Origin of the sequence: Variovorax sp. VRV01, assembly GCF_014852545.1 — a bacterium.
Lineage (GTDB): Bacteria > Pseudomonadota > Gammaproteobacteria > Burkholderiales > Burkholderiaceae_C > Variovorax > Variovorax beijingensis_A.
The window spans coordinates 22,803-45,165 of record NZ_JACVBS010000027.1; the positions used below are offsets into that span (position 1 = coordinate 22,803).

A 22,363-nucleotide genomic window follows, 5' to 3' on the forward strand; every position below is an offset into this window, starting at 1 on the left:
GCGAATGACGACTTCCTCGACCCACCATGACACGGCGCCCTCGGCGCCTTCTGCTCCTCTGAAGCCTGCGATTCTCGAGCGCTTTGCGCGCGAAGTCGCCAAGTACCCTGAAGCCGGCAAGCAGTCGGCCGTGATGGCCTGCCTGGCCATCGTGCAGCAGGACGAAGGCTTCATCAGCATGCAGCGCGAGCGCGAGATCGCCGAGTACCTCGGCATGGCGCCCATCGCCGTGCACGAGGTCACGACCTTCTACAACATGTACAACCAGCATCCGGTGGGCAAGTTCAAGCTCAACGTGTGCACCAACCTGCCGTGCCAGCTGCGCGACGGCGTCACTGCGCTGGTCCACCTCGAGAAGAAGCTCGGCATCAAGATGGGCGAAACCACGGCCGACGGCATGTTCACGCTGCAGCAGAGCGAATGCCTGGGCGCCTGCGCCGATTCGCCCGTGATGCTGGTCAACGACCGCACCATGTGCAGCTTCATGAGCAACGAGAAGCTCGACCAGCTCATCGACGGCCTGCGCGGCTCCACCAAAGGGGAGGCTGCCTGATGTCGCCCGAACAAGTGCTCCAGCAATTCCAGGCCACGGGCGTCCAGACCTGTTTCCATGGCCGCCACATCGAGCCGCAGATCTATGCCGGCCTCGACGGCACCAACTGGCGCCTGGCCGACTACGAGGCGCGCGGCGGCTACAAGGCGCTGCGCAAGATCCTCACCGAGGGCCTCACGCCCGACCAGGTGATCGCCGAAGTCAAGGCCTCGGGCCTGCGCGGCCGCGGCGGCGCAGGCTTCCCCACGGGCCTGAAGTGGAGCTTCATGCCGCGCCAGTTCCCGGGCCAGAAGTACCTCGTCTGCAATTCGGACGAAGGCGAGCCGGGCACCTGCAAGGACCGCGACATCCTGCAGTTCAATCCGCACATCGTGATCGAAGGCATGGCCATCGCCGCGTATGCGATGGGCATCAGCGTGGGCTACAACTACATCCACGGCGAGATCTTCCAGAGCTACGACCGCTTCGAGGAAGCGCTCGAAGAGGCGCGCGCCGCCGGCTACCTCGGCGACAAGATCATGGGCAGCACGTACAACTTCCAGTTGCATGCCGCCCACGGCTTCGGCGCCTACATCTGCGGCGAGGAAACCGCGCTGCTCGAATCGCTGGAAGGCAAGAAGGGCCAGCCGCGCTTCAAGCCGCCGTTCCCGGCGAGCTTCGGCCTGTACGGCAAGCCAACCACCATCAACAACACCGAGACCTTCGCGGCGGTGCCCTGGATCATCAACAATGGCGGCCAGGCCTACCTCGAATGCGGCAAGCCGAACAACGGCGGCACCAAGATCTATTCGGTGAGCGGCGACGTCGAGCTGCCCGGCAACTACGAAGTGCCGATGGGCACGCCGTTCTCCAAGCTGCTCGAGCTGTGCGGCGGCGTTCGCAAGGGCCGCACGCTCAAGGCCGTGATCCCCGGCGGATCGTCGTCGCCGGTGCTGCCGGCTTCGATCATGATGGAATGCACGATGGACTACGACTCCATCGCCAAGGCCGGCTCCATGCTGGGCTCGGGTGCGGTGATCGTGATGGACGACAGCCGCTCGATGGTCGAGTCGCTGCGGCGCCTCTCGTACTTCTACATGCACGAATCCTGCGGCCAGTGCACGCCGTGCCGCGAAGGCACGGGCTGGCTGTACCGCGTGGTGGACCGCATCCACAACGGGCAGGGCAGGGCGTCGGATATGGACCTCTTGAACTCCGTGGCCGACAACATTCAGGGCCGCACCATCTGCGCGCTCGGCGACGCGGCGGCCATGCCGGTGCGCGCCATGATCAAGCACTTCCGTCACGAGTTCGAGGCCCTGATTCCGGGCTACGTCCCGAAAGCGCCCGTCAAGGCCTGAGCGCGAGAAGAAACATACTCATGATCGAAATCGAACTCGACGGCAAGAAGGTCGAAGTGACCGAAGGCAGCATGGTGATGCATGCGGCCGACAAGGCGGGCACCTACATCCCGCACTTCTGCTATCACAAGAAGCTCAGCATCGCGGCCAACTGCCGCATGTGCCTGGTCGACGTGGAAAAGGCGCCCAAGCCGATGCCGGCCTGCGCCACGCCCGTCACGCAGGGCATGATCGTTCGCACCAAGAGCGAAAAGGCCATCAAGGCGCAGCAGTCGGTCATGGAGTTCCTCCTGATCAACCACCCGCTCGATTGCCCGATCTGCGACCAGGGCGGCGAGTGCCAGCTGCAGGACCTGGCCGTGGGCTACGGCGGTTCTTCTTCGCGCTACGAAGAAGAAAAGCGCGTCGTCTTCCACAAGGACGTCGGTCCGCTGATCAGCATGGAAGAAATGAGCCGCTGCATCCATTGCACGCGCTGCGTCCGCTTCGGCCAGGAAGTGGCCGGCGTGATGGAGCTCGGCATGACCCAGCGCGGCGAGCACTCCGAAATCGAAACCTTCCTCGGCGATTCGGTCGACTCCGAGCTGTCGGGCAACATGATCGACATCTGCCCGGTCGGCGCGCTCACGAGCAAGCCGTTCCGCTACAGCGCCCGTACCTGGGAGCTGTCGCGCCGCAAGTCGGTGAGCCCGCACGACTCCACCGGCGCCAACCTGATCGTCCAGGTCAAGAGCAACCGCGTGATGCGCGTGGTGCCGCTCGAGAACGAAGAAGTCAACGAGTGCTGGATCGCCGACCGCGACCGCTTCTCGTACGAAGCGCTCAACGGCCCGGAACGCCTCACGCAGCCCATGCTCAAGCAGGGCGGCCAGTGGCACCAGGTCGACTGGCAGACCGCGCTCGAATACGTGGCCAACGGCCTCAAGCAGATCAAGGCCGACCACGGTGCGCAAAGCATCGGCACGCTGGTGAGCCCGCACAGCACGCTCGAAGAGCTGCAGCTGGCCGCCATGCTCACGCGTGAGCTCGGCAGCGACAACATCGACTACCGCCTGCGCAATGCCGAATTCACGGCCTTCGAAGGCGTGCGCTGGCTCGGCACCTCGATCGCATCGCTCACGCAATTGCAGCGCGTGCTGGTCGTCGGTTCGAACCTGCGCAAGGACCATCCGCTGTTCGCGCAGCGCATCCGCCAGGCCGTGCGCAAGGGCGCCGCGCTGTCGGTGATCACCTCGGCCGGCCTGATGGCCGACCGCGACGCCTGGGCCATCAGCGTAGCGCAATCGACCATCGCCGAAGCCGACCAATGGGTCGAGGCGCTGGCCGCCGTGGCCGCTGCCATCGGCAAGACCAACGGTGCGGCTGCACCGCTGGCACCGAAGAACGAACCCGATGCCGCCGCGCAAGCCATTGCCGCCTCGCTGCTGAGCGGCGAGCGCAAGGCCATCCTGCTCGGCAACGCCGCCGCCCACCATGCGCAAGCGAGCAGCCTGCTGGCCCTCGCCAACTGGATCGGCGCGCAGACCGGCGCCACCGTCGGCTACCTGACCGAAGCCGCCAACACCGTGGGCGCGCAGCTCGTCGGCGCGTTCCCGAAGAACGGCGGCCTCGATGCCGGCCGCATGCTGGCCGCGGGCTCGGGCCTCAAGGCCGTGCTGCTGCTCAACAACGAACCGGTGTTCGACTCGGCTGCGGGCGCCGCAGCCGCCGACGTCATCGGCAATGCACAGATGGTCGTCACGCTGAGCCCCTTCAAGGCCAACCTCGAGTTCAGCGACGTGCTGCTGCCGATCGCGCCGTTCACCGAAACACCGGGCACCTTCGTCAATGCCGAAGGCCGCGTGCAGGGTTTCCATGCCGTCGTGAAGCCGCAAGGCGAAACGCGTCCGGCCTGGAAGGTGCTGCGCGTGCTGGCCAACCTGCTCGGTCTGCCGGGCTTCGCATTCGAATCGACGGCTGACGTGCTGCGCACCATCGGCGACAACGGCGCCGTGCCTGCCAACGCGCTGAACAACGCCACCGCGGCCAAGGCCGTCGCTTCCAGCGGCGCCGCTCCCGCTCCCGTGGTCGCGAGCATCTATCAACTCGACTCGATCGTGCGCCGCGCACCGTCGCTGCAACTCACCGCCGATGCGCGCAACGCATCGGCTGCTCCGGCCCGTGCCGAGGAGGCATTGGCATGATCGACGCAGTGCATGCTTTCGGCCAGGGACTGGTCCACGCGGGCTGGTGGACGGGCCTGGCCTGGCCGGTGATCTGGACGCTGATCAAGATCATCGTGGTCGTGCTTCCGCTGATGGGGGCCGTGGCCTACCTCACGCTGTGGGAGCGCAAGGCGATCGGCTTCACGCAGATCCGCATCGGCCCGAACCGCATCGGGCCGCTGGGCCTGCTGCAGCCCATCGCCGACGCGCTCAAGCTGATGACCAAGGAAATCATTCTTCCGACGGTCGCCAACAAGGGCCTGTTCCTGCTCGGCCCGATCATGACCATCATGCCGGCGCTCGTCGCATGGGCTGTGATTCCCTTCGGTCCGGACGTGGCGCTGGCCAACATCAACGCCGGCCTGCTGTTCGTGATGGCCATCACCTCGCTCGAGGTCTACGGCGTGATCATCGCGGGCTGGGCTTCGAACTCGAAGTACGCCTTCCTGGGCGCGCTGCGCGCCTCGGCACAGATGGTGAGCTACGAGATTGCGATGGGCTTCTGCTTCGTCGTGGTGCTGATGGTCTCGGCCAGCCTGAACATGACCGACATCGTGACAGGGCAGGGCAAGGGCACCTTCGCATCGATGGGCATCGGCTTCCTGTCGTGGAACTGGCTGTCGCTGCTGCCGATCTTCGTCGTCTACTTCATCTCGGGCCTGGCGGAAACCAACCGCCACCCCTTCGACGTGGTCGAAGGCGAGTCCGAGATCGTTGCGGGCCACATGATCGAGTACTCGGGCATGAGCTTCGCGATGTTCTTCCTGGCCGAGTACGCCAACATGTGGCTGGTCTCGATCCTGTGCACCGTGCTGTTCCTCGGCGGATGGCTGCCGCCGTTCGAGTTCCTGAGCTTCATCCCGGGCTGGATCTGGCTCGGTGCCAAGACCTTCTGCGTGGTCACCATGTTCCTGTGGGTCCGATCCACCTTCCCGCGCTTCCGCTATGACCAGATCATGCGGCTCGGCTGGAAGATCTTCATCCCGGTCACGCTCGTGTGGCTGGTCGTGGTCGGTGCCTGGATGCAGACCCCGTTCAACATCTGGAAATAACTGGAAGCGCCAACATCATGACTGCTGCGCATACCGCCGGCGCGCTCGCGCGCCCTTCCAAGCTCGCGTCCGCCCCGTTCTCGCTCAAGGACTTCCTGGGCAGCTTCATGCTGTTCGAACTGTTCAAGGGCCTGGCCATCACTGGCAAGTACGCCTTCGCCCGCAAGATCACGGTGCAGTTTCCCGAAGAAAAAACGCCGCTGTCGCCGCGCTTTCGCGGCCTGCACGCGTTGCGCCGCTATGAGAACGGCGAAGAGCGCTGCATCGCCTGCAAGCTCTGCGAAGCCGTGTGCCCGGCGCTGGCCATCACCATCGAATCCGATGTGCGCGACGACGGTTCGCGCCGCACCACGCGCTACGACATCGACCTGACCAAGTGCATCTTCTGCGGCTTCTGCGAAGAGAGCTGCCCGGTCGATTCGATCGTCGAGACCCACATCTTCGAATACCACGGCGAAAAGCGCGGCGACCTGTACTTCACCAAGGACATGCTGCTGGCCGTGGGCGACCGCTACGAAAAAGAAATCGCAGCGAACAAGGCGGCCGACGCCAAGTACCGCTGATCCCGATCAGTCCGAACCCCGTACCAATTCGAATTCCAATGGACGTCAAGACCGGTCTGTTCTATCTCTTTGCCGCGGTGCTGCTGTTCGCAGCCTTCCGCGTCATCACCGCCCGCAATCCCGTGTACGCCGCGCTGTACCTGGTGCTGGCCTTCTTCCAGGCTTCGGCGATCTGGCTGCTGCTGCGCGCCGAGTTCCTGGCAATCTCGCTGGTGCTCGTCTACGTGGGGGCGGTGATGGTGCTGTTCCTGTTCGTCGTGATGATGCTGGACATCAACGTCGACGGCCTGCGGCAGGGTTTCTGGAAGCACTTTCCGCTGGCAGCCGGCGTGGGCGCGCTCATTGCGCTCGAAATGGCCGCCGTGCTGATGGGCGGCTTCCGCCTGGCGGAGCCGCCGCGCGCCGGAGCCGCCATGGCGGCCGGCAACTCGAACACGCTCGAGCTCGGCAAGCTGCTGTACTCCGAGTACCTGTATCCGCTGGAGATCGCGGCCGTCATCCTGCTCGTGGCCATCGTGGCCGCCATCGCGCTGACGCTGCGCACCCGCAAGGACAGCAAGTACGTCAACCCGTCCGACCAGGTGCGCGTGAAGGCGCGGGACCGCGTGCGCATCGTGCAGATGCCGGTCACGCGCGCCGCCGAGCCCGTGGCGGAAGCAGACGCAGCAGCGGCAAAGGAAAACAAGGCATGACGCTCACGCTCGGACACTTTCTATCGCTCGGCGCCATGCTCTTCGCGCTGTCGGTGATCGGCATCTTCCTGAACCGCAAGAACCTCATCGTGCTGCTGATGGCCATCGAGCTGATGCTGCTCGCGGTAAACATGAACTTCGTTGCGTTCTCGTACTACCTGGGCGACATGCACGGCCAGATCTTCGTGTTCTTCATCCTGACGGTGGCCGCGGCCGAGTCGGCCATCGGCCTTGCGCTGCTGGTCCTGCTGTTCCGCAACAAGTCGAACATCAACGTGGACGAACTCAACTCGCTCAAGGGTTGAAATCAGTATGAGCGCAACCCTTTCCGCATCCGCCCTGCTGGCCGTGCCGCTGGCACCCCTGGTCGGCGCCGTCGTCGCCGGCCTGTTCGGCACCAAGTTCGGCGGCAATCACATCGGCCGCAAGGTCACGCATTCGCTGACCATCCTCGGCGTGCTCGTCGCCTTCATCATCTCGGCCATGACGCTCAAGAGCGTGGTGGCCGATGGCGCGCGCTTCAACGCCACCATCTACGAATGGATGGTGGTGGGCGGCCTGAAGATGGAAATCGGCTTCCTGGTCGACGGCCTCACGGCCATGATGATGTGCGTGGTGAGCTTCGTCTCGCTGATGGTGCACATCTACACCATCGGCTACATGGAAGAAGACGAGGGCTACAACCGCTTCTTCGCCTACATCTCGCTCTTCACCTTCTCGATGCTGATGCTCGTCATGAGCAACAACATGCTCCAGCTGTTCTTCGGCTGGGAAGCGGTGGGCCTGGTGTCGTACCTGCTGATCGGCTTCTGGTTCAACCGGCCTACGGCGATCTTCGCGAACATGAAGGCCTTCCTGGTCAACCGCGTGGGCGACTTCGGCTTCATCCTGGGCATCGGCCTGATCGCCGCCTATGCCGGCACGCTGAACTACGGCGAGGCCTTCGCCAAGGCCAACACGCTGGCCGGCATCACCTTCCCCGGCACCGAGTGGATGCTGGTGACCGTGATCTGCATCTGCCTGTTCATCGGCGCCATGGGCAAGAGCGCGCAGTTCCCGCTGCATGTGTGGCTGCCCGACTCGATGGAAGGCCCGACGCCCATCTCCGCGCTGATCCACGCCGCGACCATGGTCACGGCCGGCATCTTCATGGTGGCGCGCATGTCGCCGCTGTTCGAACTCAGCGACACGGCGCTCTCGTTCATCCTGGTGATCGGTGCCATCACGGCGCTGTTCATGGGGTTCCTCGGCATCATCCAGAACGACATCAAGCGCGTGGTGGCGTATTCGACGCTCTCGCAGCTGGGCTACATGACCGTGGCGCTCGGTGCCTCGGCCTACTCGGTCGCGGTGTTCCATCTGATGACGCATGCCTTCTTCAAGGCGCTGCTGTTCCTCGGCGCGGGCTCGGTGATCATCGGCATGCACCACAACCAGGACATCCGATGGATGGGCGGCGTGCGCAAGTACATGCCGATCACCTGGATCACCTCGCTCCTGGGTTCGCTCGCGCTGATCGGCACGCCGTTCTTCGCCGGCTTCTACTCGAAGGACAGCATCATCGAAGCGGTGCACGAAAGCCACCTGTGGGGCGCACAGTTCGCCTACTACGCGGTGCTGGCCGGCGTGTTCGTGACGGCGTTCTATTCGTTCCGTATGTATTTCCTGGTGTTCCACGGCAAGGAGCGCTACGACCAGAATCCCGACGCGCACCACCATGACGAACATGCGGAGCACGACGACGATCACGGCCACGGCGACAAGCCGCACGAATCGCCCTGGGTGGTGTGGCTGCCGCTGGTGCTGCTCGCGATCCCGTCGGTGGTGATCGGCTTCATGACGATCGAGCCGATGCTGTTCGGCGAGTTCTTCAAGAACGCGATCATCGTGGACGGCACACGGCACCACGCCATGAAGGAACTGGAAGAGGCCTTCCACGGCCCGGTGGCCATGGCCATCCACGGTCTGCAGGCGGCGCCGTTCTGGCTGGCACTGGCTGGCGTGGTCCTGTCCTGGTACATGTACATGATCAATCCGGCGCTGCCGGCCGCGATCAAGCGCGTCTTCGGCCCGATCTACCGCCTGCTCGAGAACAAGTACTACATGGACTGGTTCAACGAGAACGTCGTCGCCCGCGCCACGCGTGGGCTCGGCACCGGGCTGTGGAAGGGCGGCGACCAGGCGCTGATCGACGGCGCGGTGGTCAATGGCTCATGGAAGGTCGTGGGCCGCATCTCGGGCGCCGTACGCTGGCTGCAGTCGGGCTACATCTATCACTACGCCTTCGCGATGCTGCTCGGCATCTTCATCCTGATGACGTACTTCGTCTGGTTCAAGCGCTGAGTCAAGCGCTGGAGAAAAACAAAAATGGGTTTGTTGAGCCTTGCCATCTGGGTGCCGATCGCATTCGGTGTCGCGTTGCTGGCGTTCGGCCGTGACGAGCATGCCAGGGGCGTGCGCTGGGTCGCGCTGGTCGGCGCGATCGTGAGCTTCCTGGTGACCGTACCGCTCTACACGGGCTTCCAGAACGGCACCGCCGCGATGCAGTTCGTCGAGAAGGCCGGCTGGATCGCGCGCTTCAATGTCAACTATCACCTCGGCATCGACGGCCTGTCGATCTGGCTGGTGCTGTTGACTTCGTTCACCACCGTGGTGGTCGTGATCTCGGCCTGGGAAGTGATCACCGAGCGCGTCAACCAGTACATGGCCGCGTTCCTGATTCTCTCGGGCTTCATGATCGGCGTGTTCGCCGCGCTCGACGGCATCCTGTTCTACGTGTTCTTCGAAGCCACGCTGATCCCGATGTACCTCATCATCGGCATCTGGGGCGGCCCGAACAAGATCTACGCGGCCTTCAAGTTCTTCATCTACACCCTGCTCGGCTCGCTGCTGACGCTGGTGGCACTGATCTACCTGTACAACAAGTCGGGCGGCAGCTTCGACATCCTGAGCTGGCACAAGCTGCCGCTGGGCTCGACAGCGCAGACCTTCCTGTTCTTCGCATTCTTTGCCGCCTTTGCCGTCAAGGTGCCGATGTGGCCGGTCCATACCTGGCTGCCGGACGTGCACGTCGAGGCCCCCACCGGCGGCTCGGCCGTGCTGGCCGCCATCATGCTGAAGCTCGGCGCCTACGGCTTCCTGCGCTTCTCGTTGCCGATCGCGCCCGACGCATCGCACGAATGGGCCTGGCTCATGATCGCGCTGTCGCTGATCGCGGTGATCTACGTCGGCCTGGTGGCGCTGGTGCAGGAAGACATGAAGAAGCTCGTGGCCTACTCGTCGGTCGCCCACATGGGCTTCGTGACGCTCGGCTTCTTCATCTTCAACGAACTGGGCGTGTCCGGCGGCATCGTGCAGATGATTGCCCACGGCTTCGTGTCGGGCGCCATGTTCCTTGGCATCGGCGTGCTCTACGACCGCGTGCATTCGCGCCAGATTGCCGACTATGGCGGCGTGGTCAACACCATGCCCAAGTTCGCCGCATTCGCGCTGCTGTTCGCCATGGCCAATTGCGGCCTGCCGGGCACCGCCGGTTTCGTGGGCGAATGGATGGTCATCCTGGGTGCAGTCAAGTCCAACTTCTGGCTCGGCTTCGGAGCCGCCACGGCGCTGATCTTCGGCGCGGCCTACACCCTCTGGATGTACAAGCGCGTGTACCTCGGCCCGGTCGGCAACGACCACGTCAAGGAACTCACCGACATCAATGCCCGCGAATTCCTGATGCTGTCGCTGCTGGCCATTGCCGTGCTGTGGATGGGCATCCATCCGAAGCCGTTCACCGACGTGATGGACGCTTCCGTGACCGAGCTTCTTCGCCACGTGGCGATTTCGAAGCTGCCCTCCTGATGCCACGCTGAAGAAGAGAACGAGATGATTGACAAACTCAGCTGGGTCGCGATCTACCCCGAAATCGTGCTGCTGGTCATGGCCTGCATCATTGCGCTGGTCGACCTGTCGAGCACCAGTGCGCAGCGCACGCGCACCTACATCCTGACGCTGCTCACGCTGGCCGTGGTGGCCGTGCTGACCGGCCTGGCCGGCAACGAGGGCAAGACGGTCTACGGCTTCGGCGGCATGGTCGTGAGCGATCCCATGGGCAACTGGCTCAAGTGCTTTGCCACGGTGGCCCTGATGGTCACGCTGGTCTACGGCCGGCCCTACGCGGCCGACCGCGACATGCTGCGCGGCGGCGAGATGTTCACCATCAGCATGTTCGCGCTGCTGGGCATGTTCGTGATGATCTCGGGCAGCAACTTCCTCCTGATCTACCTCGGGCTCGAACTGCTCACGCTGTCCAGCTATGCGCTGGTGGCGCTGCGCCGCGACAACGCGGTGGCCAGCGAAGCAGCCATGAAGTACTTCGTGCTCGGCGCCATGGCCAGCGGCTTCCTGCTCTATGGCCTGTCGATGCTCTACGGCGCGACCGGCTCGCTCGACACCAACGAAGTGTTCAAGATCATCGCCAGCGGCAAGGTGAACCACCAGGTGCTGGTGTTCGGCCTCGTGTTCATCGTGGCGGGCCTGGCCTTCAAGGTGGGGGCGGCGCCTTTCCACATGTGGGTGCCCGACGTGTACCAGGGCGCACCGACGGCGGTCACGCTGCTGATCGGCGCGGCGCCCGAGCTGGCCGCCTTCGCCATCATCATCCGCCTGCTGGTGGAAGGGCTGCTGCCGCTGGCCATCGACTGGCAGCAGATGCTGGCACTCTTGGCCATCGCCTCGCTGCTGGTGGGCAATCTGGCCGCCATCGCGCAGACCAACCTCAAGCGCATGCTGGCCTACTCGACCATTGCGCAGATGGGTTTCATGCTGCTCGGCCTGGTGGCGGGCGTGGTCAACGGCAACACCTACAACGCACAGTTCGCCTACAGCGCCTCGATGTTCTACATCGTGACCTACGTGCTGACCACGCTGGCGAGCTTCGGCATCATCCTGCTGCTGGCGCGCGAGGGGTTCGAAAGCGAAGAAATCACCGACCTGGCCGGCCTGAACCAGCGCAGCCCGCTGTACGCCGGCGTGATGGCGATCGCGATGTTCTCGCTCGCGGGCCTGCCGCCGCTGGTCGGGTTCTACGCCAAGCTGGCGGTGCTGCAGGCGCTGATCGCCTCGGGCCAGGCGCTCTACATCGGCCTGGCGGTGTTCGCGGTGGTCATGTCGCTGATTGGCGCCTTCTACTACCTGCGCGTGGTCAAGGTCATGTACTTCGACGCGCCGGTCACGGCCAGCACCGTGTCGGCGCCGCGCGACGTGCGCACAGTGCTGTCGATCAACGGCCTGCTGATCCTCGTGCTGGGCATCGTGCCCGGCGGCCTCATGACGCTGTGCGCCAAGGCCATCGTGGCCACGCTGGCGAACTGATCCCGGCCTGCCCACGGTGTCGCAAACCGCATCGGTCTGGGTCGTTCTCCTGGTGGCGCTGGTGGCGGCCAACCTGCCGTTCTGCAACGACCGGCTCTTCGGCGTCGTGCCCCTGGCCACGCGGCCCAAGCCGCTGGCAGTGCGGCTCGCCGAACTGGTGGTGCTGTATTTCGCCGCGGGCGGCGTGGGCTTGCTGTTCGAAAGTCGGGCAGGGCAGATCGCCTCGCAGGGCTGGGAGTTCTATGCGGTGACCGGCGCGCTTTTCATCGTGCTGGCCTTTCCAGGGTTCACCTGGCGCTACCTCATGAAGCACAGGCACGGATGACCGACATGACTTCTCCCATCGCCGATTCGCACCTGAAGGAAGAACGCACGGCCAGCGACCTGCTGGTCAAAGGCAACTTCCTCCAGGTCTGCCGCGACACCGTGCGCCTGCCCGACGGCCACAGCGCCACGCGCGAGTACGTGATCCATCCGGGCGCGGTGGTGGTGATTCCACTGCTCGACGACGGCCGCGTGGTGCTGGAGCGGCAGTACCGTTATCCGGTGGGGCATGTGATGGTCGAGTTTCCGGCCGGCAAGCTCGATGCGGGCGAAGATCCGCTGGTGTGCGGCCAGCGCGAACTGCTCGAGGAAACCGGCTACACCGCGAGCGAATGGGCCTACGCCGGCGCCATGCACCTCGCCGTGGCCTATTCCACCGAGATCATCCACATCTACTTTGCGCGCGGCCTGTCGCTCGGCAAGCGGCAGCTCGACCACGGCGAGTTCCTGGACGTGTTCACGGCCACGCCGGCCGAAGTCGCACTCTGGTGCCGCGACGGCACGCTCACCGATGCCAAGTCGCTGACCTGCATGCTGTGGCTGCAGAACGTTCTTTCGGGCGCATGGTCACTCGATTGGCGAGCCACCGCTTCGCAAGGCGGCGCGGGATAATCCGCGCATGAAGGTTCTCGATCTGCGCTGCTCGCATGGCCACGGCTTCGAAGGCTGGTTTGCGTCCAATGAAGCTTTCGAAACCCAGCTGGCCGCCGGACTGGTGGAATGCCCGGTGTGTGCCGACACGCGCATCGTCAAGCTGCTGAGCGCGCCGCGCCTGAACCTGGGCAACGCGAAGGCGCCGGCAGAGGCCGCTGCTGCGTCGACATCGGCATCTTCGGCACCCGCCAAGGCCCAGGCACCGGCCGAACAATCTCCCGAGGCCCGCTGGATGCGCGCCGTGCGCGAGGTTCTCGCAAAGACCGAGGACGTGGGCGACCGTTTTGCCGACGAGGCGCGCAGGATGCACTACGGCGAAGCCGAAGAACGCGGGATCCGCGGCCAGGCGACCCGCGAGCAGACCGAAGCGCTGCTCGAAGAGGGCATTCCGGTGATGGCCCTGCCCATCCCTGCGGCGCTCAAGGAAACGCTGCAGTAGCCTGCAGCCGGCCCATCAAGCCGTGAACTGCAGGGCGGCCAGGCGGGCATAGACCCCGCCTTGCGCCACCAGCGTGGCGTGTGTTCCCTGTTCGACAATGCCGCCATGGTCCAGCACGATGATGCGGTCGGCCTTCTGCACGGTGGCCAGGCGGTGCGCAATCACGAGCGTCGTACGGCCTTCCATGGCCGATTCGAGCGCCGCCTGCACCATGCGTTCGCTCTCGGCATCGAGTGCGCTGGTGGCTTCGTCGAGCAGCAGCAGCGGCGGGTTCTTGAGAATGGCGCGCGCAATTGCAATGCGCTGGCGCTGTCCGCCCGACAGGCGCACCCCGCGCTCGCCCAGGAAGGTGTCATAGCCCTCGGGCAGCGCCTGCAGGAAATCGTGCGCAAAGGCCGCGCGCGCGGCGGCATGCACCTCGTCGGCCGTGGCGTCGGGGCGGCCGTAGCGGATGTTCTCGAAGGCGCTGGCCGAGAAGATCACGGCGTCCTGCGGCACCAGGCCGATGCGGGTGCGAAGCTCGGGCAGCGCGAGCGAGGCCAGCGGCGCGCCGTCGAGCAGCAGGCGGCCGGACTGCGGATCGTAGTAGCGCAGCAGCAGTTGGAACACCGTGCTCTTGCCGGCACCGCTCGATCCCACCAGGGCGACCGTTTCGCCGGGCGCGATGTCGAGGCTGAAGTCCTTGAGCGCCGGCGTGCCGGGCCGCGAGGGGTAGTGGAAAGTCACCGCCTCGAGCTTGACCGCGCTGCCCGCCGCCGGGACGGGCGCAGCCACCGGATCGGGCGGTGAAACGATGGCCGCCGGGGCATGCAGCAGTTCCATCAGGCGCTCGGTCGCGCCGGCTGCGCGCAGCAGGTCGCCATAGACCTCGCCGAGCACTGCGGTCGCGCTGGCAAGAATGGCCACGTACACCACGGTCTGGCCCAGGTGGCCGGCCGTGATGTCGCCGCGCAGCACCGCCTGCGTGCCCTGGTAGAGGCCCCAGAGCAGCGCCGCCGAGGTGGCGATGATGATGAAGGCCACCAGCACCGAGCGCGCCTTGGTGCGGCGCACCGCGGTCTTGAAGGCGTTTTCGGTCGAGGCCTTGAAGCGGCCGGCCTCGCGCGATTCGGCCGTGTAGCTTTGCACCACCGGAATCGCATTGAGCACCTCGGCCGCGATGGCGCTCGAATCGGCCACCCGGTCCTGGCTCGCGCGCGAGAGCTTGCGCACGCGCCGGCCGAACCACATGCTCGGCAGCACCACCAGCACCAGGATGCCCAGCACCTGGACCATCACGTAGGGATTGGTCCACACCAGCACCGCCAGCGCGCCCACGCCCATGACGGCATTGCGCAGGCCCATGCTCAGCGACGAGCCGACCACGGTCTGCACCAGCGTGGTGTCGGCCGTCAGGCGCGACAGCACTTCGCCGGTCTGCGTGGTCTCGAAGAAGGCCGGGCTCTGGCGCAGCACATGGCCGTAGACCGCGTTGCGCAGATCGGCCGTGACGCGTTCGCCGAGCCAGCTCACCGTGTAGAAGCGCGCGGCCGAAAAAAGGCCGAGCGCCACGGCCACCGCGAAGAGGGCGCCGAAGTGCTCGCGCAGCGCCATGGTCTGGGCGCCCTTGTCCGCGCTGATCAAGCCGCCATCAATCAGGCTGCGCAATGCGATAGGAAACACCAGCGTGGTGATGGCCGCCATCACCAAAAAAATGCCCGCGAGGACGATCTGGACGCGGTAGGGCCGGAGAAAAGGGCTCAGGCCCGACAGCGATCGGGGCGAGCCCTTGGCCGGTGAAGACAGGGGGGAGGAAGCCATGGCCCCGATTCTACCGACCCTTGCCGTCGCAAAGGCATCCTTGACAATAATTGACTGGGCAAGTAATATTGCGGCCATGAGCGATGCAGACAACCCGCAAGTCCCCCCGGCCTCCGGCAACGCCGGGGGCCAGCCGGCCGACTTCTACCGCGCCGAAACCTACCAGACCGAGGAAAGCATCGGGTATTTGATGCGCCGTATCCTGGGGGCGGTGGCCCAGGCAGTGGAAACCCGCATGTGCGAGCCCGGCGGTCCGACCTTTCCCCAATGGCTGCCGCTCTACAAGCTGCATGTCGGCGCGGCCACCACGGTGGCCGAACTGGCCCGCGCCTGCGAGCTCGATGCCGGCGCCATGACGCGCCTGCTGGACCGCCTCGAGGCCAAGGGCCTGTGCCGCCGCGTGCGCTCGCTGGAGGACCGCCGTGTGGTCAACATCGAGCTCACCGACGAAGGCCGCGCGGCCGCCAAGGAGGTGCCGTACGTGCTGAGCCGGGTACAGAACGAGTACTTGGCGGGTTTCACCAAGGAAGAGTGGGAGCAACTCAAGAGCTACCTGCGCCGGATCTTCGACAACGCCCAGGCCCTTGCGGCCCGTGGAGATAAAAATGACTGATTCCTTCGCCGTGCGCGCCGCGCGCCGCACCCCCATCGTGGCCGCCGCACTGCTGGTGGTGGCATTGGCCGGCTGTGCCGACATGGCAGGCATCGGCTCCGAGGCCAGGCTGCGCGATGCCTCGTCGCTGGGCATCGCGCCCGACAGCGCCGCGGTGCCGGCCTCCCGCCTCGACGGCCAATGGTGGCAGGCCTTCGGCGACACGCAGCTCAACACGCTGATCGACCGGGCCGTGGCCGGCAATCCGAACCTGCAGGTGGCACAGGCCCGCCTTGCGCGCGCCCAGGCCTCGGCGGACATCGCCGGCGCCGCGCTACAGCCGCAGGTCAAGGGCGACCTCGACCTGAAACGCCAGAAGTTCAACAGCAACTACATCTACCCGGCGCCGCTCGGCGGCTCCACGCAGAACATCGGCCTGCTGCAGCTCGGCGCCAGCTGGGAACTCGACTTCTTCGGCAAGAACCGCAGCGCGCTCGACACCGCCATCGGCGCGGCCAATGCCGCGGCTGCCGATGCGGATGCCGCCCGCGTGCTGCTGGCCAGCAACGTGGCGCGCAGCTATTTCCAGTGGGCGCGCCTGAACGACCAGCTTGCCGTGGCGCGGCGCACGCTGGCCCAGCGCGACGAAACGCTCAAGCTCGTGCGCGACCGCGTGTCCGCTGGCCTGGACACCCGACTCGAACTGCGCCAGAGCGAAGGCGGCCTGCCCGAGGCGCGCCAGCAGATCGAAGCCCTCGACGAGCAGATCGCGCTGCAACAGCATGCGCTCGACGCGCTCGTGGGCCAGCCCAACGTATCGCAATCGCTCAAGCCGCCGGCGCTCGAGAAGCTCAAGCCGATGGCGCTGCAGGCCAACATTCCGGCCGACCTGCTGGGCCGCCGCGCCGATATCGCCGCCGCGCGCTGGCGCGTCGAAGCCGCCACCAGCGACGTGAAGAACGCCAGGACGCTCTTCTATCCCAACGTGAACCTCACCGCCTTCGCGGGCTTCCAGAGCCTGGGTTTCGGCAAGCTGCTCAAGTCGGGCAGCGAGCAGTGGGGCGTGGGCCCTGCCATCAGCCTGCCGATCTTCGAAGGCGGCAAGCTGCGCGCCAACCTGCGCGGCAAGTCGGCCGACCTCGACGTGGCCATCGAGAGCTACAACGCCGCAGTCATCGATGCCGTGCGCGACGCGTCCGACCAGGTCACGAGCGCGCAGTCGATCGCACGCCAGCAGGCCGAGCAGCGCGCCGCGCAGACAGCCGCCGAAGGCGCCTACGACATCGCCGTGCAGCGCTACCGCGCGGGCCTGGGCAACTACCTCAACGTGCTGACCGCCGAAACCGCCGTGCTCGCGCAGCGCCGGCTGGCGGTCGATCTGGCCGCGCGCGCGCTCGACACGCAGGTGGGCCTGGCGCGCGCGCTCGGCGGCGGCTGGCAGCCGCCGGCAACCGCCACCGCCGCGGCGCCCGCGCCGTCCGCATCGAACTGAACTGAACCGACTTTTTTCGTCTTCGGAAAGAACTCCATCATGAGCGACAACAACACTCCGACGCCCGCTGCAGCCAACGCTTCCGCAGCTCCCGAAGCACCCGCCGGCAACGGCAAGCGCCGCCGCGCCCTGACCGCGCTGGCGGCCGTGGTGATCGTTGCCGGCGGCGGCTGGGGCCTCTACGAATGGCTGGTGGCCAGCCACTACGAGGACACCGACAACGCCTACGTGCAGGGCAACGTGATCCAGATCACGCCGCAGATCGGCGGTACCGTCATGGCCATCAATGCCGATGACACCGACTTCGTGAAGGCCGGCCAGCCGCTGGTGCAGCTGGACCCCGCTGATGCGAAGGTGGCGCTCGAGCAGGCCGAGGCCGCGCTCGCGCAGGCGGTGCGCCAGGTGCGCACGCTCTACGCCAACAACGGATCGCTGGCCGCGCAGGTCACGCTGCGCCAGTCCGACATCGTCAAGGCGCAGAGCGACATCGCCAAGGCGCAGGACGACCTGCAGCGCCGCCGCGCGCTCTCGGGCAACGGCGCGGTCTCGAAGGAAGAACTCAACCATGCCGAGACGGCGCTCGACAACGCCAGGAGCCAGCTCGCCGCCGCGCAGGCCGGCGTGGTGGCCGCGCGCGAAGCGCTGGCCAGCAACCAGTCGCTGACCGAGGGCACCAGCGTGGCCCAGCACCCGAGCGTGCTGGCGGCCGCCGCCAAGGTGCGCGAGGCCTACCTGGCCACGCAGCGCGTCGCGCTGCCGGCGCCGGTCGACGGCTACGTGGCCAAGCGCACCGTGCAGCTCGGCCAGCGCGTGGCCGCCGGCACGCCGATGATGTCGATCGTGCCGCTGAACCAGCTGTGGGTCGACGCCAACTTCAAGGAAGTGCAGCTGCGCAACATCCGCATCGACCAGCCCGTAAAGCTCAGGGCCGACGTCTACGGCAAGAAGGTGGAATACACCGGCAAGGTCGCGGGCCTGGGCGTGGGTACCGGCAGCGCCTTTGCGCTGCTGCCCGCGCAGAATGCCACCGGCAACTGGATCAAGGTGGTGCAGCGCGTGCCCGTGCGCATTGCGCTCGATCCGGAGCAGCTCAAGGCCAATCCGCTGCGCATCGGCCTCTCGATGGACGCCGAGATCGACATCTCGCAGAAGAGCGGCAAGATGCTGGCCGACGCGCCGCGCCCCACCGCCATCTCGCAGACGCAGGTCTACAGCAAGCTCGACCAGGGGGCCGACGCCGAAGTCGACCGCATCGTGGCCGCCAATCTCGGCCGCGGCGCGCCGGCCGCCTCTGCGGCACCTGCGGCGGCGGGGCGCTCCGCCGTGCCCGCGGCCGCCGCCGGCGCTGCGGCGCAGGCTGCTTCGCAATCCCATCCCGGCTGATCGCCGTCCACGGAACCCGAGGCAAAGCCAATGGCCACTGCTGCTCCCGCTTACGTCGCGCATCCGCCGCTCGAGGGCGCCGCCCGCATCTGGGGCACCGTCGCGCTGTCGGCCGCCACCTTCATGAACGTGCTCGATTCGTCGATCGCGAACGTGTCGCTGCCGGCCATCTCGGGCGACCTCGGCGTGAGCACCACGCAAGGCACCTGGGTCATCACCAGCTTCGCGGTGGCCAACGCCATCGCGGTGCCGCTCACCGGCTTCATGACGCAGCGCTTCGGCCAGGTGCGCCTGTTCATGGCCAGCGTGATCCTGTTCATGATCAGCTCGCTGCTGTGCGGCCTGGCGCCGAACATGACCACGCTGATCCTGTTCCGCGCGCTGCAGGGCTTCGTCGCGGGGCCGATGATCCCGCTGTCGCAGACGCTGCTGCTGTCGAGCTATCCGCGCGCCAAGGCGGGCCTCGCGATGGCGATGTGGTCGATGACCACGCTGGTCGCGCCGGTGATGGGGCCGCTCTTGGGCGGCTGGATCACCGACAACATCTCATGGCCGTGGATCTTCTACATCAACATCCCGGTGGGCATCGTGGCCGCGGCCATCACCTGGGCGCTGTACCACAAGCGCGAGAGCAACACGCACAAGGTGCCGATCGACGCCATCGGCCTGGCGCTGCTGGTGCTGTGGGTGGGCTCGCTGCAGCTCATGCTCGACAAGGGCAAGGAACTCGACTGGTTCCACTCGGCCGAGATCATCACGATGGCCGTGGTGGCCATCGTCGGCTTTGCCTTCTTCCTGGTCTGGGAGCTGACCGACAAGCACCCGGTGGTCGACCTGTCGCTGTTCAAGCGCCGCAACTTCTGGTCGGGCGCCGTGGCCACGGCCGTGGCCTACGGCCTGTTCTTCGGCAACGTGGTGCTGCTGCCGCTGTGGCTGCAGCAGTGGATGGGCTACACCGCCACGCAGGCGGGAATGATCATGGCGCCAGTGGGGCTGCTGGCGATCTTCTTCTCGCCGGTGGTGGGCCTCACGGTGTCCAAGATCGACCCGCGCCGCTACGCGACCTTCTCGTTCCTGGTGTTCGCACTGGTGTTGTGGATGCGCTCGAACTTCAACACGCAGGCCGACTTCGTGACGATCATCATCCCGACGATCATCCAGGGCATCGCGATGGCGTTCTTCTTCATTCCGCTGGTGACCATCACGCTCTCGGGCCTCACGCCCGACCGCATACCGGCCGCCTCGGGGCTGTCGAACTTCCTGCGCATCACCGCGGGCGCCATGGGCACGTCGATCGCCACCACGCTGTGGGAGAACCGCGCGGCCCTGCACCACGCGCAGCTTGCGGAGTCGGTGAACCCGGGCAACAACGCCGCGGCCAGCGCAATGTCGGGGCTGGCGGGCAGCGGCCTGAGCACCGAGCAGGTGATGGGCCAGATCAACCGCATCGTCGACCAGCAGTCGTTCATGCTGGCCACCAACGACATCTTCTATGCGTCGGCGATCCTGTTCCTGCTGCTGATTCCGCTGGTGTGGCTGGCCAGGCCGCAGCGCGGCGGTGCCGGCGGCGACGCCGCAGCCGGCGCGCATTGACCGGGCTCTCCCCCAGGCTACGCGCACTTCGTGTCGCTTCTCCTTCCCCCTCACCGGGGGCAACACCAGCGGCCCGGCAAAGCCGGTTCCGCGGTGTTTCACGAAGGGCACGTGTCCCTATTCAAGCGCCGAGTGCGCGCAATACGTCGTGGCATGCGCCCATGGTGTGATAGTCGGTCTTGCCGGCCGGGCTCTTCTCGTCGCTGATCTTGCGGTTGTCGGGCGCGAGGATGCGGTACCACGCGCCATGCCGGTGGTCGACGAAATGTGCCCAGCTGTAGGCCCAGATGCGGTCGTACCAGCCCCAGTAGCCGGCATCGCCGGTGCGCACGGCCAGCAGGGCCGCGGCGGCAAAACTCTCGGCCTGCACCCAGAAGTACTTGTCGCCGTCGCACACCGCGCCATCGGGGCCGAAGCCATAGGCGAGGCCGCCATGCGCCGCGTCCCAGCCGCGCTGCATCGCGGTGTCGAAGAAGTGCCTGGCGCGCGGCACGGCCCAATCCGCTTCGCGGCCCGCGGCAACGAGCGCGCGCTCCAACTGCAGCAGCAGCTTGGCCCACTCGGTCAGGTGCCCGGTCTGGAAGCCCCAGGGCCGGAAGATGTTGCTCCTGTCGCCGCGGTTGTAGTCCCAGTCGACCGACCAGTCCTTGCGGTAGTGCTCCCAGACCAGCCCGCCGGCCAGCGCGGCCTGCCGCCCCGTGACCGACTCCGCGAGCGCGAGCGCGCGATCGAGGTAGCGCGCCTCCCGTGTGGCCTCGAAGGCCGCAAGCATCGCCTCGCAGGCATGCATGTTGGCGTTCTGGCCGCGGTACGCGCCCACGTGCCAGTCGGGGGTGGCTTCGTCGGCATAGAGCGCGTGCTGCGGCTCCCAGAAATGCTGTTCCATCAGCTGCCAGGTGGCCTCGAGCCCCGGGCGCGCCTCTTCGATGCCGGCCATGAGCGCATGCGCATGCGCGAGCAGGACGAAGGCCATGCCGTAGCAATGCTGCGTGCCGTCCTGCACGGCGGCGCGGCCGTCGTGCCAGTCGATCTGCCATGCGTAGCCGCCGCCCGGCTGCGCATGCGCGCGCTGCACGAAAGCCAGGCCGTGGCGCGCAGCGTCGAGGTGCTTCGGATCGCCGTAGCGCCGATACGCCGTCGCATGGTTGAAGACGAAGCGCGTGCTGCTGACGAGGTGGCGCGTGCGCCGGTCGTACACGGTGCCGTCGTTCTTGAAGAAGTGGAAGAAGCCACCTGATGGGTCGCGGCTGACCGGCTCGTAGAACGCCAGCGTGTGCTGGATGTGGCCGGTCAGGAATTCGGGCGAGCGGAAGTTCGGCATGGGCATGAGGGTTCGAACCGATGAGTCATTGTCATTGTGACGACAGTCGTGCGCTCCCGGAGACGGTCACCGACGGCAGGTTGCACTGCAGCATAGGCATTTGCCCCAGTATGCAAGCGGGAGGCGGCCACGAACAATCGGTCCGCGCTCGACAGTGGCGCAATGAGATGGACCGCATGACCGACATATCTTTCCTGAACTCGGGCGACTTCGCGAGATGAGCGACGTCATCCTCGAAACACGCCAGCTCACCAAGGAGTTCAAGGGGTTCACTGCGGTCAGCAAGGTCGATCTCTCGGTGGTACGCGGCTCGATCCATGCGCTGATCGGCCCGAACGGCGCCGGCAAGACCACCTGCTTCAATCTGCTCACCAAGTTTCTCGAGCCCACCAGCGGCACGATCCTGTTCAACGGGCACGACATCACGGGCGAGCGTCCTGCGCAGATCGCGCGGCGCGGCATCATCCGTTCGTTCCAGATCTCGGCGGTGTTTCCGCACCTCACGCTGCTGGAGAACGTGCGCCTCGGACTGCAGCGCGCGCTCGGCACCTCGTACCACTTCTGGAAGAGCGAGAAGACGCTCGAGCCGCTCAACACGCGCGCCCGCGAACTGCTCGACGAAGTCGGCCTGGCGCACGAGGCCGACGAACTCACGGTGAACCTGCCCTACGGCCACAAGCGCGCGCTCGAGATCGCCACCACGCTGGCCATGGACCCCGAACTGATGCTGCTCGACGAACCCACGCAGGGCATGGGCCATGAAGACGTGCACCGCGTGGCCGAACTCATCAAGCGCGTGTCGGCCGGCCGCACCATCCTGATGGTCGAGCACAACATGAGCGTGGTCTCGACCATTGCCGACACCATCACCGTGCTTCAGCGCGGTGCCGTGCTGGCTGAAGGCCCCTATGCCGAAGTCTCAAAGAATCCGCAGGTGATGGAGGCCTACATGGGCACGACCGACGGCCAGCTGCAGGGTGCCCATTGAGATGAACCCCCACGC

20 protein-coding genes are annotated in these 22,363 nt (G+C 66.1%); 18 read left to right on the top strand and 2 right to left on the bottom strand.

The genetic code is table 11. From position 1 onward, the window contains the following. Positions 1–4: 4 nt before the first annotated feature. From nuoE to IB278_RS30745, 13 genes are read left to right on the top strand one after another with little or no spacing between them, the layout of a single operon-like run. Positions 5–553 carry an NADH-quinone oxidoreductase subunit NuoE gene (nuoE, locus tag IB278_RS30685; protein WP_225613275.1) on the top strand — a complete coding sequence of 183 codons (549 nt, stop codon included), beginning with the start codon at positions 5–7 and terminating at the stop codon, positions 551–553. Next, entirely contained in the window at positions 553–1,893 is a 1,341-nt protein-coding gene (gene nuoF / locus IB278_RS30690) for an NADH-quinone oxidoreductase subunit NuoF (RefSeq protein WP_145747556.1), read from the top strand. Before nuoE ends, nuoF begins: the two co-directional genes overlap by 1 nt. 20 nt (positions 1,894–1,913) lie before the next feature. Then, positions 1,914–4,076, top strand: a complete 2,163-nt coding sequence (gene nuoG, locus IB278_RS30695; protein ID WP_192327724.1) for an NADH-quinone oxidoreductase subunit NuoG — start codon at positions 1,914–1,916, stop codon at positions 4,074–4,076. After that, positions 4,073–5,149 (top strand): NADH-quinone oxidoreductase subunit NuoH, encoded by a 1,077-nt coding sequence (nuoH, locus tag IB278_RS30700; RefSeq protein ID WP_192327726.1) that lies wholly within the window; start codon positions 4,073–4,075, stop codon positions 5,147–5,149. The genes nuoG and nuoH overlap by 4 nt, the downstream gene beginning before the upstream one ends. 17 nt (positions 5,150–5,166) lie before the next feature. Beyond that, on the top strand, positions 5,167–5,712 hold the full coding sequence (nuoI, locus tag IB278_RS30705; RefSeq protein ID WP_012748599.1) for an NADH-quinone oxidoreductase subunit NuoI: 546 nt from the start codon (positions 5,167–5,169) through the stop codon (positions 5,710–5,712). A 38-nt stretch (positions 5,713–5,750) separates the two neighbouring features. Then, the gene (locus tag IB278_RS30710) at positions 5,751–6,404 is read left to right on the top strand and encodes an NADH-quinone oxidoreductase subunit J (protein ID WP_192327729.1); all 654 of its coding nucleotides are present in this window, start codon (positions 5,751–5,753) and stop codon (positions 6,402–6,404) included. Further along, on the top strand, positions 6,401–6,709 hold the full coding sequence (nuoK, locus tag IB278_RS30715) for an NADH-quinone oxidoreductase subunit NuoK (RefSeq protein ID WP_012748597.1): 309 nt from the start codon (positions 6,401–6,403) through the stop codon (positions 6,707–6,709). Before IB278_RS30710 ends, nuoK begins: the two co-directional genes overlap by 4 nt. A gap of 7 nt (positions 6,710–6,716) precedes the next feature. Then, positions 6,717–8,747 (top strand): NADH-quinone oxidoreductase subunit L, encoded by a 2,031-nt coding sequence (nuoL, locus tag IB278_RS30720; RefSeq protein ID WP_192327732.1) that lies wholly within the window; start codon positions 6,717–6,719, stop codon positions 8,745–8,747. A gap of 24 nt (positions 8,748–8,771) precedes the next feature. Next, positions 8,772–10,250 (top strand): NADH-quinone oxidoreductase subunit M, encoded by a 1,479-nt coding sequence (locus tag IB278_RS30725; RefSeq protein WP_145747560.1) that lies wholly within the window; start codon positions 8,772–8,774, stop codon positions 10,248–10,250. Between the two features lie 24 nt (positions 10,251–10,274). Further along, positions 10,275–11,762: an NADH-quinone oxidoreductase subunit NuoN gene (nuoN, locus tag IB278_RS30730; protein WP_145747561.1), complete on the top strand. Its 1,488-nt coding sequence runs from the start codon at positions 10,275–10,277 to the stop codon at positions 11,760–11,762. A 16-nt stretch (positions 11,763–11,778) separates the two neighbouring features. After that, positions 11,779–12,087: a DUF2818 family protein gene (locus tag IB278_RS30735; protein WP_192327734.1), complete on the top strand. Its 309-nt coding sequence runs from the start codon at positions 11,779–11,781 to the stop codon at positions 12,085–12,087. A 5-nt stretch (positions 12,088–12,092) separates the two neighbouring features. Next, positions 12,093–12,698, top strand: coding sequence for an NUDIX domain-containing protein (locus tag IB278_RS30740; RefSeq protein WP_412556339.1), 606 nt, complete (start codon positions 12,093–12,095; stop codon positions 12,696–12,698). Positions 12,699–12,705: 7 nt separating this feature from the next. Beyond that, positions 12,706–13,179 carry a DUF1178 family protein gene (locus IB278_RS30745; RefSeq protein ID WP_192327739.1) on the top strand — a complete coding sequence of 158 codons (474 nt, stop codon included), beginning with the start codon at positions 12,706–12,708 and terminating at the stop codon, positions 13,177–13,179. A gap of 15 nt (positions 13,180–13,194) precedes the next feature. Here the strand turns inward: IB278_RS30745 and IB278_RS30750 are convergent, their stop codons facing one another. Beyond that, on the bottom strand, positions 13,195–14,979 hold the full coding sequence (locus IB278_RS30750; protein WP_145747565.1) for an ABC transporter transmembrane domain-containing protein: 1,785 nt from the start codon (positions 14,977–14,979) through the stop codon (positions 13,195–13,197). Between the two features lie 76 nt (positions 14,980–15,055). Here IB278_RS30750 and IB278_RS30755 point away from each other — a divergent pair, with 76 nt between their 5' ends. From IB278_RS30755 to IB278_RS30770, 4 genes are read left to right on the top strand one after another with little or no spacing between them, the layout of a single operon-like run. After that, positions 15,056–15,592: a MarR family winged helix-turn-helix transcriptional regulator gene (locus IB278_RS30755; RefSeq protein ID WP_145747566.1), complete on the top strand. Its 537-nt coding sequence runs from the start codon at positions 15,056–15,058 to the stop codon at positions 15,590–15,592. Then, positions 15,585–17,063 (top strand): efflux transporter outer membrane subunit, encoded by a 1,479-nt coding sequence (locus IB278_RS30760; protein ID WP_145747567.1) that lies wholly within the window; start codon positions 15,585–15,587, stop codon positions 17,061–17,063. The genes IB278_RS30755 and IB278_RS30760 overlap by 8 nt, the downstream gene beginning before the upstream one ends. Before the next feature lie 39 nt (positions 17,064–17,102). Further along, entirely contained in the window at positions 17,103–18,446 is a 1,344-nt protein-coding gene (locus IB278_RS30765; RefSeq protein ID WP_145747568.1) for an efflux RND transporter periplasmic adaptor subunit, read from the top strand. A gap of 30 nt (positions 18,447–18,476) precedes the next feature. Then, positions 18,477–20,039, top strand: a complete 1,563-nt coding sequence (locus IB278_RS30770; protein ID WP_145747569.1) for a DHA2 family efflux MFS transporter permease subunit — start codon at positions 18,477–18,479, stop codon at positions 20,037–20,039. A gap of 121 nt (positions 20,040–20,160) precedes the next feature. On the opposite strand, the gene IB278_RS30775 is transcribed toward IB278_RS30770, so the two are convergent. Further along, positions 20,161–21,360, bottom strand: coding sequence for an AGE family epimerase/isomerase (locus tag IB278_RS30775; RefSeq protein ID WP_192327766.1), 1,200 nt, complete (start codon positions 21,358–21,360; stop codon positions 20,161–20,163). A 217-nt stretch (positions 21,361–21,577) separates the two neighbouring features. On the opposite strand from IB278_RS30775, the gene IB278_RS30780 reads away from it, so the two are divergent. Continuing rightward, a complete protein-coding gene (locus IB278_RS30780; RefSeq protein WP_145747570.1) occupies positions 21,578–22,348 on the top strand; it encodes an ABC transporter ATP-binding protein in 771 nt (256 codons plus the stop codon). The last annotated feature ends 15 nt before the right edge of the window (positions 22,349–22,363 follow it).

Excerpts from the sequence above, each read along its gene's own strand:
- nuoE (WP_225613275.1), top strand. The coding sequence starts at position 5 with ATGACGACTTCCTCGACCCACCATGACACGGCGCCCTCGGCGCCTTCT.
- nuoF (WP_145747556.1), top strand. The coding sequence starts at position 553 with ATGTCGCCCGAACAAGTGCTCCAGCAATTCCAGGCCACGGGCGTCCAG.
- nuoG (WP_192327724.1), top strand. The coding sequence starts at position 1,914 with ATGATCGAAATCGAACTCGACGGCAAGAAGGTCGAAGTGACCGAAGGC.
- nuoH (WP_192327726.1), top strand. The coding sequence starts at position 4,073 with ATGATCGACGCAGTGCATGCTTTCGGCCAGGGACTGGTCCACGCGGGC.
- nuoI (WP_012748599.1), top strand. The coding sequence starts at position 5,167 with ATGACTGCTGCGCATACCGCCGGCGCGCTCGCGCGCCCTTCCAAGCTC.
- IB278_RS30710 (WP_192327729.1), top strand. The coding sequence starts at position 5,751 with ATGGACGTCAAGACCGGTCTGTTCTATCTCTTTGCCGCGGTGCTGCTG.
- nuoK (WP_012748597.1), top strand. The coding sequence starts at position 6,401 with ATGACGCTCACGCTCGGACACTTTCTATCGCTCGGCGCCATGCTCTTC.
- nuoL (WP_192327732.1), top strand. The coding sequence starts at position 6,717 with ATGAGCGCAACCCTTTCCGCATCCGCCCTGCTGGCCGTGCCGCTGGCA.
- IB278_RS30725 (WP_145747560.1), top strand. The coding sequence starts at position 8,772 with ATGGGTTTGTTGAGCCTTGCCATCTGGGTGCCGATCGCATTCGGTGTC.
- nuoN (WP_145747561.1), top strand. The coding sequence starts at position 10,275 with ATGATTGACAAACTCAGCTGGGTCGCGATCTACCCCGAAATCGTGCTG.
- IB278_RS30740 (WP_412556339.1), top strand. The coding sequence starts at position 12,093 with ATGACTTCTCCCATCGCCGATTCGCACCTGAAGGAAGAACGCACGGCC.
- IB278_RS30745 (WP_192327739.1), top strand. The coding sequence starts at position 12,706 with ATGAAGGTTCTCGATCTGCGCTGCTCGCATGGCCACGGCTTCGAAGGC.
- IB278_RS30750 (WP_145747565.1), bottom strand. The coding sequence starts at position 14,979 with ATGGCTTCCTCCCCCCTGTCTTCACCGGCCAAGGGCTCGCCCCGATCG.
- IB278_RS30755 (WP_145747566.1), top strand. The coding sequence starts at position 15,056 with ATGAGCGATGCAGACAACCCGCAAGTCCCCCCGGCCTCCGGCAACGCC.
- IB278_RS30760 (WP_145747567.1), top strand. The coding sequence starts at position 15,585 with ATGACTGATTCCTTCGCCGTGCGCGCCGCGCGCCGCACCCCCATCGTG.
- IB278_RS30765 (WP_145747568.1), top strand. The coding sequence starts at position 17,103 with ATGAGCGACAACAACACTCCGACGCCCGCTGCAGCCAACGCTTCCGCA.
- IB278_RS30770 (WP_145747569.1), top strand. The coding sequence starts at position 18,477 with ATGGCCACTGCTGCTCCCGCTTACGTCGCGCATCCGCCGCTCGAGGGC.
- IB278_RS30775 (WP_192327766.1), bottom strand. The coding sequence starts at position 21,360 with ATGCCGAACTTCCGCTCGCCCGAATTCCTGACCGGCCACATCCAGCAC.
- IB278_RS30780 (WP_145747570.1), top strand. The coding sequence starts at position 21,578 with ATGAGCGACGTCATCCTCGAAACACGCCAGCTCACCAAGGAGTTCAAG.